Consider the following 9,671-nt stretch of genomic DNA (forward strand, 5'->3'; position numbering starts at 1 on the left):
CTGAGGGGCACCTGCATTGGAACTCGGGCATGTCGTCGTCCTCGCCGGGGGACTTTCCTACGAGCGAGAGGTGTCGCTCCGGTCCGGACGCCGTGTCGCGGACGCCCTCCGCGCCCGCGACATCCCCGTGGAGCTCCGCGACGCCGACGCGACACTGCTGGACTCCCTGACGGACGACCCGCCGGACGTCGTGTTCCCCGTCCTGCATGGCGCGGCGGGGGAGGACGGTTCCATCCGCGACGTCCTCGAACTGCTCGACGTCCCCTACGTCGGCGCCCGTCCTGACGCATGTCGCGTCGCCTGGGACAAGCCGACGGCCAAGTCCGTCGTGCGCCGCGCCGGCCTGCGGACACCCGACTCCGTCGCGCTGCCGAAGGAGGTCTTCCACGACCTCGGCGCCACATCGGTCATGGACAAGATCGTCGGCAGCCTCGGCCTCCCCCTGTTCGTGAAGCCCACCCGGGGCGGCTCGGCGCTCGGCGCCTCCGTCGTGCACGAGGCGTCCGGCCTGTCGGCCGCCATGGTCGGCTGCTTCGCCTACGGCGACGCCGCCCTCGTCGAGCGCTACATCGAGGGCACCGAGGTGTCCGTCAGCGTCATCGAACGCGACGGCACCCCCACCGCCCTCCCCGCCGTCGAGATCGTCGCCCCCGGCGGCATCTACGACTACACGGCCCGCTACGACGCCGGCGACACCGAGTTCGTCACCCCCGCCCGCCTCACCCCCGAGGCGTCCACCCGCGCGACCGCCGCCGCCGTCACCGCCCACCGCGCCCTGGGCCTCCGCGACCTGTCCCGCACCGACCTCATCGTCTCCCAGGACGGCGAGGTCCATTTCCTAGAGGTCAACGTCGCCCCCGGCATGACCGAGACAAGCCTCCTCCCCCGAGCCGTCAGCGTCGCCGGCCTGGAGTTGGGCGAAGTCTGCGAATCCCTCCTTCAGGCCCACCTCCCCTAACACCCCCGCGTAGCCCCACGGGCAGAACCACTCCCCAGATAGACGTCCAGTCCGCCGACCACGCAGAGGCGGGTCGTTGCCACCCCGCCGCCCCGCCCGCGTGACGACGCCAATGAACGACATGCCGAGGCCGACTGTGCCGGTGAGGAAGCCGTACGTGCACGGATCGGGTCCCATCCGCCTGGACACCACCCCGGCCGACGAGCCCGCCTCCGGCAAGGAGACAAGATCCCAAGCCGCCTACCCACCTCCACCACCCCACAGATCACCGGGCGCCATCGCCCGCGCCTCAGCAGCGGGACGATCTCGGCGGAAGTGGACACCGTCCATACAGTCGTTCGCCCGATTCAGCCTGAACGTCCAACACCTTGGTAAGCCTGCAGACGGGGCGCTGTGTGGCTCATTGGTCGCCGCAGCCTCTGCAAGTGAGAGCAACCGATGCAGGTGAACATGAGCTGGACCTGTCGGGGCGGCGGGCATGTGGCCAGGACCGCCCGGAAGCAGGTGCAGAGCGATCCAGCGACAACCGATGGGCACCAAAGGCCACGCGCGTCGTGGCGACGAAGGGGTGGCGCGGATACGTAGGGACGCTGGCGGCACCCACCTCGATGCCAGGCACCTCGCATCCGGCGCGCGAGCCTCTGGCGTCCAGCCGGCTCGTCGTAGTCGCGTCGGAACATGGCGAGGGCATGAGGCGGTGGCGCAGCGATTTGGCGATATCGGAAGTTGCGGCGCAGAGCCAGGGACAGGCGGCCTCGATCGACGCGAGGCCAGTGATCCCTCCAGCCCGTGTCACCCGGGTTTGGCATACTTCCGCCGCATGATGATCAGCCTCTCCGAGATCAGCGGGCTGGCGCGGGAACGGCTCCCCGCCGATCTTGCGGACCGCTACAGCTCACTGTTGCGACCGTCGGGCCAGATCCTTTCGGCCGCTCAACCCGGAGACGACCGGATCGGCGTCCTGGGCGGCGAACCACAGCTTCCGGAGACCTCCGATTGGCCAGTGTGGGAAGGTCACGGCCCGCTGTCCTTCGTCGCGGCACTCGACTGCCGTCCACTGTCGACGACTCACACGGGGCTGGCGCTGCCCGCGAGCGGCACCTTGCTCTTCTTCTACTTCGACGGGCAGGCCGACAACTACGGGAGTTGGGTTCATCCATCAGAACCCGAGTCCCAGCCCGGATCGCGGCTCCTGCACATCCCTGCGGGTACACCCGTACAGCCACGCCGGGCACCGAGCCCTCTGAAGCCCTACAAGCAGGTGCCGCTCCGCGCGGAACCAGCCGTTGCCCTGCCGCTGATCGACACCTTCGAGATGTACGAACCGCTCGGCATCGCCCCCGAGACGCTGGACACCGACCCGATGTACGCCGAGTTCAACGACGCCGTACGGGACCTGTGCTCCACCCACAAACATCAGGTGGGCGGCTTGCCCAGCAACGTCCAAGGCGAGGTCGAGTATGAGGTCGCCGACTTCCCACCGGACTGGGACATCGACGACTTCACTCCCGACAATCCGCATCTGGACGACATCCTCGCCGAAGCATCGCGGTGGGAACTCCTAGCCCAGTTCGCGGGCGACACCGACGCCGACATGATGTGGGGTGATGCGGGCGTCCTCTACTGGCTGGCCACCGCCCAAGACCTCGCCGCCCATCGCTTCGACAAGGCCCGCTTCACCTGGCAGTGCCACTGAGTCCAACCGCTCTAACGACCGTACGCGCCGTCGGAGAACAGGACGGTGCGGACGGACGGAGGGCCTGGCGGGTTTGATGGCTCGGCGGTGAACGTGCAGGCACGGTGCGCAGGGCCGCCGCGGGTCTTCTCCCTGGCGCCCGACTCCTGACGGTCGCGGTCACTCCACCCCGGAGCGGTGTCCGCCGACCTGCGCGCTGACCATGGGCCGCGACGCCACCACAACCACAGCCCCACCGGCCTCACTCTCCCCCGGGCAGGTTGAGCGCGAGACGCCATAGAGCGATGGGGCATGACCATGACGAGTACGGCGCCGGCGGCCACCACCACATCCACTGCGCAGGTATCGGTGATGTCCTGCCCGAGCCTGGTCATGAGGTTCTTCAGCCCATCGGTCGAGATGTAGCCCAGTGAGCTTCCCACGACCCGCGCGCAGGGCAGGAAAGCCTGTGCTCCAGTGGTCACAGCTTCCTGTCACGCCAGGCCGCTGCATCTACAGTTTCGCCCGACGGCGGGACGGTCCGTCGCTGAACACACCCCGCCACTGTGTCCCTTGGGCGGTCACCGAACCGCTTCTGCCGCCACCATGCCACAAGGACGTCTCGCATGGTGCTCGGGAAGTTCTAGAGCGATCGCCGGGTAGCCGCAATGCACGCTGTGCTGGGCGACTGCCGATGTCTAGGCCCACACCGGACCGCCTGGCTCGCGACCACCGTGTCGCCGTGATCCCCCGATGCGCCCGCCCCGCCGAGGCCGATCCTGTCCGCGTGACTGCGGCACTCCACAACGTCTTGGCCCGCGCGTTCGACAGCTCAAGCCGATCTTCACGAACCCATCGCCCGTGCCCGAAAAGCGCACTGATGCAGCAGCGCCGACGCCGACGCGCTCGACACCTCCTCCCCGCGAAGCCTCCGTCCCAGCAGCAAAGCGGTACGACGGCGATCTGGAATGCCGACGGCGTGGCCAAGACTTGATGGTCGGCGTAAACGCGCAGCGGCACCCGTAGCCCCGGTTTACGGGTGCCGCGCTGCCTCCCGGTGCGACCGAACAATGCGCGGCGTTAGGCGAGACTTCTTCGGCAAAGGCCCAGAGGGAGGAGCACCAGCAACTGCTGACGCTGGTCGACCATGAGCAGGGTCTCGCAGTCCTTAGCAGTCGACCCACCCGCGGATGCAGGATGGTCTTACGGTCGGCAGGGCGGACCGCCACCTCATGCCCGGGCCAAAGCTGCTGAAATCGGCATTCGCCGCCCGCAACCGGTCGACGAGTCCCGACCACCGCAAGGCCACCGGACCGACGGCCAACGACCCACGCGCGGATCGGCCACGAGCTGAGGGAGTAATGCTCCCGCTCCTCAGGCGGGCCGACGACACGCGCGGCCAGGTTCGGTGAATCACCGATACACGAAATACCGCTGATCACCGGCTTCGCCCAGGCGGCGAGCCACGGGCGAGCCCGCCCGTCCCACCACCCGTTCAACAGCAGTCTGGTCATGCCATGGTGGCGGCCACAGGGCCACCTTGTTGGGAAGCACCCGGCCACTTGCCAATGCCGCAGCCGACGCGGCGATGCGCACGCACGCGCCATTGCGGGCGAGCCGTAGGGATGGCGGCAATGGATGGCCCGAGCCGGCTCAGCCCTCGCGGTGGCCACAGTGGTGGTACGTCGAGTTGGCCCTACATGGCCGGTGGCTGGCAGCCGACGCGGGGAGCGCCCGGCCGCCAGCTACTGGCCCCAGGGTCGGCAGCACGCGGCCGGTCCGTCACACCTGGGGACGTGGCCATGTCGAGGGCCGCCGTTGACACGGGCCCCAGGAAGCCGCCGAGAAGGAGAGGGAAGAACCGATCGTGGGGACCCGGGGGATGTATGACAGACGATCGCGGCGCGGTCGCGACGGCGGCTCCCAGGCCAGCGGCCCGGCCCAAGCGGTGCTGCCCAAGACGGGGAAGGGCCGCCAACGACGCGGCGATGGCGGCAGAGGTCACGAGCGCGGACGCGGGAACGGAGGACGGTCTGCCGCACGAGCGGTTCTCGCCACCTCGGCCAGGCGCCCGCCACGGCACGCCAGTTTGATGTGGCCACCAGATCATCAGTGAAGATCCGATTCGTGTCGGCCCATCCACAGGTATGAGTCAGCGAGCTTCACGTCCCTCAGCGCCCAAGTGGGCCCCGCAAGCGCCGGGCGCGGGTCAGGCGGCTCGCCCAACCGAGCGCCGCCCTGCGCCAGCGGCAACGTCACCGGCGGCCGACGGCAAGAGACGAGGCGAATGTCGGTCTCGCGGCTTCGGTCGAAGGGCCCGTTTCACGTGAAACAACGGGAGAGGATGCCTGACTCCTCCTGCTCGGTTCCAGGGCCGACATAGTGGACGGAGTGAATGTCGTCCTCAATGGCCCGTCGCCCGCCGGCAGCGCCCTCGGGTGGGATGAGCCCCGCCCCCACGTCGGCCCCGGAGCAGGCGGGCCACGAGATCGGCAGGTACCGGCTGAGCGCCGACACCACTTTGGCGGCCACCGACCCGGCCAGCCGAGGAGGTTGCCGAGTGCCACGACCAGTTACCCGACGACCACGTCGTCGGCGCCGCCAAGGGTGGCCGGGCCGTGGGGGGTGGATCCATCGGTGCGGACCACGGCAAGGTCTGACAGCGGGCCGGTGCCGGCGACGGTAAAAGTAGAGATCGGGCAGCCCACGCTTAGCCACACGCAGAATTAAGGTCATCTAGTAGTTGGGGAACTGACGCGGCGTGCGTCCTGGACGCGTTCACGGCGACCTGCCAGCGATCCACCGTGGGCGGGCGTGCGTTGTCCTCGGTGTCCACGGCGCCTGCACCACCATTAACACCACCAAGGCGCGGTCTGCGACCGCATTCTCGTCCTGGCGGCGCGCCCGGCGCGTCTGCCTGCGTCTACGGACACGGAAACGCGCAGCGCTGGGCGTGGCTGCACGCCGACCTCAAGGTCGGCGACATGTGCGAGATCGTGGCGGCCGTCTCGGCGCGCCCGGGGATAACCCGGCTGCCCCCGCTACCGTTGGCCTGGCTTCGGGTAGACGGCGCTGACCTGCCCTCCGGCGACAGGGTCAGTGGAGCCCCGGCCTTCTCCACCGCCAGCGGTGCACGCTACGGGGCCGGGCCCCACACGCCCGGCTGACACCGCAACAGGCAACAGTGGGAGCGGTGTCCGCGGGGTATGACGGCTGTCGCCTCGACCTCCAGCGGGTCGTCATCTGCGACCACCGGCACCCCCCGGGTGCCGCAAGCGGGGGACGTCTACCGCCCAGCCAGCCACGTGCTGCACTCGGTCATGATCTTGGTAGTGGTCGGGTGGGGTTGGCTGCCCAGGCTGAGTGCAGGCGTTTGGTTTGGCGTGCTCCAGCCAGGGCCTGAGTGCTTGGGGCGTCGGTCGGTACTGGTGTAGGTAGGGGCGCCGGTAGGTCCGTTTGGTAGCCAGGTGCGATGGAGGCGTTCGGCTCTGCCATCGGTCCACGGCCAGCGGGGCCGGGAGAACCTTGTCTGATGTCCAAGTCGGCCAGGCGTGCTGGAATGCGCGGCTAACCCTCTAGATCTTGGCATGGTCGGTCAGCGCCCACTCGATCCGCGCGATGCCGCGTGGGGGTGAAGAACGCCGTGTGGCGGCACAAGATGCGGCTGACGGTTCGAGTCGGCGCCCCGATGGCATCGCCAGTGGACGATCGCTGATCACGTCGCGATTCGGGCGCCAATTCGAGAGTCGCTCATGCGCCCATCCCACGGGCATGACTAGACGGAGCAGCGGCCCCTATTGCAGCAACGTGAGCGGCGGGTGGCCAGAGGGAGGCAAGCGGATCTCGGACTCGCCGCGTCGATCGGAGGCTTCGTTTCACGTGAAACAGCGGGGGAGGAGGTCTGAGCCGCCCTATTCAGTCCAGAGCTGACATGGTGAACGGATCTTGCTGCTGAAGATGAATCGTCCTGCCCACTCATAGGATCGCCGCGCAAGGGCTGCTTTCCTGGGGAGTCCCCGGCTGGCTCTCCAAGTGCGGCGAACTCCGGTCAGTACTTCGCCATCGGCGCGTACGGGTCGAGCGGCACCGATCGGCCACGCACAAAGTCAGGGTCATTTGGTGGTAGAGCTGGCGCGGCGGGCGCCCCGGACGTATTCAGGGCGGCCCGCCGGTGATTTCCCCGAGGGCGGGCGTGCGGGAACTCCCTCGGCGTCCACGACGCCTGGACCACAATCAACACCACCGGCATGAGGCGACGGTGCGACGGCCCAATTGCAGTCACGCGAGCGGCGGGCTGCCGAAGAGGGCGGCTGAGCGTCAGACTCTCGGCTTGGATCGGAGGTTTCGTTTCACGTGAAACCCGGTTGGCGTCTGGCTGCGGCGGCTGCGGCGACAACCGGCCCAGCGGCGCCCGCAACGCTGGGCCTGGCCGCTGGCAGCGCCTGGATGGTGCGATGCAGCACCACGCCGTCGTGGCCGGGGGCCTGCGCCCAGCGCCAGATCCTGCGCCGGCCGGAACGACCGGGAGAGCATGTCCAACTCCGTCGCGCTCAGGTCAGGGCTGACTTGGTCGACGGGTTGCTGCTGCAGATAAGGCGTCCTGCTTGCGCTCCAGGATCGCGCGCGGGCAGGAGCTGCCCCCGTGGGTCGTCGACTCCCCGGGCAGCGTTCCGTTGGGGCGCCCCCTTCTCGCGCTGAAGGATCGCCGCCTGCTGGGCACAGGCTGCTTTCTCCGTGGGGTCGTCGGCTCTCCATGCGGTGCTTCGTGCAGGTTGGTGGAGAAATAGAGGGCAGCCGTGGGGGTGCCCACAGTGACGGCACGATCAACGTTTACTTTGCCGGAGTGGCCGGGTGGACGGCGGCACCGATTGTGACTGCGATTGCGAGGCCGATGATCTGACGCTGGCCGATGGGGTCTCGCGTTCGGCGTCTGGGGAGAGTTTGGCGACGGCTGTCGGCTCGACGAACGCTGGAGGCGGTTTACTGGTCCGTCGCCGAGGCGCTCGACGCCACTTCGGCCGACGTAGTGGTCGACCACGCCAATGCCGCCGCCAGAAGAACGCGCGGACGGCAGTACGGGCCGGGTGCATGTGGTGGTCGGATCAAGCAGGCTGACCGCTGACGACTACACCGACCTGGACCGGCTGGCACACGACCGCGGGGCGAAGTGATCGTCGCAGGCAACTCCTTCGTGACGGCCGCGGTTCTGTTGCGGGCGGCCAGGCACACGTCCGAGTATCTGGAGCACTGGGAGATCATCGACTACGCCAGCGTCACCAAGCCGGTCGTGCCCAGCGGTACCGCCCGGGAGCTGGCCGAGCCGTTGGGCGCCATCCGGACATCAGAGCCGGGGGGTGTCCCTGGCCGAGCCGCTGCGCGCCGTCCGCACGCCCGAGCCAGGATGGCGGCTGGCCGAGACGCTGGGTGCTTCCGGACGCCCGAGCCGGGAGTTCCTCTGGCTGGTGTCTGAATAGGGCCTGTGGAGGGCGCGCGGGACTGACGTCGCTGGGAGTCGGGTCCACTCCGTGCGGTGCCCAGCTTCGTGGTGTGCACCGGGATTGGGTTCGGTGGTGCCAGCGAGAGTCTGGTCATGCGGCACGACACCGGCACGGAGGCGTCCTCTACGTGGCCGGAACCATCCTGGCGATCCGCCGTGTGAGCGAGCGGCGGCCGTGCGCAGAGGTTTAGCTCCCTGCTGTTCGCCACTCCGGCTAAAGAATGATCGGCGAGTTGATTGCGGCCAATCGGGGTGGACTTAGCTGGTCTCGCCGAAGCTGGGGAGCGTCATGGACGGCACCGCGACCTCTCTATGTGTCCGCGTGCGCTCACCGGGCTGCGTGGAATCACGCGACGGGAGGACGAGGCGGCGGTCGTCGGGCGCGGACCTCTTTCACCACAGCGCTCCTGATGGATGGCGGCAAGTGAGCGCGCCTGCGGAGAAGCCGGCGGCCGGTATTCGCCCGCCGGGTCGGCGTCCGCCCGTAGATGAGAACGTCCAGCGGCGCTTTCGCTCGTACATTGCCGTGACCAACGTCCGGATCTGGGGCGGGGAATTGGGGACGTCGCTCGGGCAGGAGCCGCGTGGGGCTGCTTCGGGCGGGCCGCGGAGCCGCGTGCATGCCCACTGCGGTGCCGAGCGGTCACCACCGGCCGGTCTCCCGCGCCGACGGCCGGGCGCGGATGTCGGGGTTCGGAGGCCGGCGATGCGTGACCGCAGCGGTGTCGTCCTCCCTGTGGCCCTGTGGCCCTGTGGCCCTGCGGCGCTGTGGCCCTGCGGCGCTGTGGCCCTGCGGCGCTGTGGCCCTGCGGCGCTGTAGCCCTGCGGCGCTGTGGCGCTGTGGCCCTGCGGCGCTGCTTCGAGAAGTCTCGGTCGGGAGCGGGAGCAATTCGCCCGACCACTGCGGCTGGCGCCAGGCCGGGGCCAAGTGTTCTAGGGCGCGCCCTCTCCGTGTGCAGTCTGATTCGTCCGTGCGCTCACTGTTGGCCACTTTCACCCCCTCACGAACGCGGACGTGCCAGCGGGCAGTTCTCTCTATCGACCGTGGCGAAGGCCTCGTTGTGGCGGTGCAGCCCTCGGGTTAGAGAAAGTACCTGGACGGGCGCGGGTCTCCGTTCAGCTATGCGGGGATCGGGAGCCGGAGTTCGCCAGCGCGCTGCGCGGCGCCGGCGCCGCGGTGGGCTGTAGGGAGCCGGGCCGATTGACCGCAGCGACGGGGTCAGCTGACGAATCCAGGCCCCCCGGCTCCCCGCTGGCGGATCTTCGGTAAGGGTGGGCGGACGCTGGATGTGCCGTTGCCGCGTCCGGTGGTGGAGGTGCTGGACGTGTATCTGGTGGAGGGGCGGGTGCTGCGGGATCGGGGGCGAACCGCGCGGCGGGACCCGTCCACGATGGTCAGGGACATCGGATGAAGCCCAGGACGGTCACCGGCTCACGGGGAAGGGCCTACGGCTCTACGGCTCTACGGCTCTACGGCTCTACGGCTCTACGGCTCTACGGCTCTACGGCTCTACGGCTCTACGGCTCTACGGCTCTACGGC

3 protein-coding genes are annotated in these 9,671 nt (G+C 69.0%); all 3 read left to right on the plus strand.

From position 1 onward, the window contains the following. The first annotated feature begins 16 nt into the window (after positions 1–16). Positions 17–958: a D-alanine--D-alanine ligase family protein gene (locus BM339_RS46130; RefSeq protein WP_021598160.1), complete on the plus strand. Its 942-nt coding sequence runs from the start codon at positions 17–19 to the stop codon at positions 956–958. Positions 959–1,778: 820 nt separating this feature from the next. Beyond that, positions 1,779–2,654 (plus strand): YwqG family protein, encoded by an 876-nt coding sequence (locus BM339_RS46135; RefSeq protein ID WP_075024962.1) that lies wholly within the window; start codon positions 1,779–1,781, stop codon positions 2,652–2,654. Between the two features lie 6,765 nt (positions 2,655–9,419). After that, positions 9,420–9,542: a hypothetical protein gene (locus tag BM339_RS52185; RefSeq protein ID WP_256255873.1), complete on the plus strand. Its 123-nt coding sequence runs from the start codon at positions 9,420–9,422 to the stop codon at positions 9,540–9,542. The last annotated feature ends 129 nt before the right edge of the window (positions 9,543–9,671 follow it).

Source organism: Actinomadura madurae, from assembly GCF_900115095.1.
In the GTDB taxonomy this organism is placed as follows: domain Bacteria; phylum Actinomycetota; class Actinomycetes; order Streptosporangiales; family Streptosporangiaceae; genus Spirillospora; species Spirillospora madurae.

Excerpts from the sequence above, each read along its gene's own strand:
- BM339_RS46135 (WP_075024962.1), top strand. The coding sequence starts at position 1,779 with ATGATGATCAGCCTCTCCGAGATCAGCGGGCTGGCGCGGGAACGGCTC.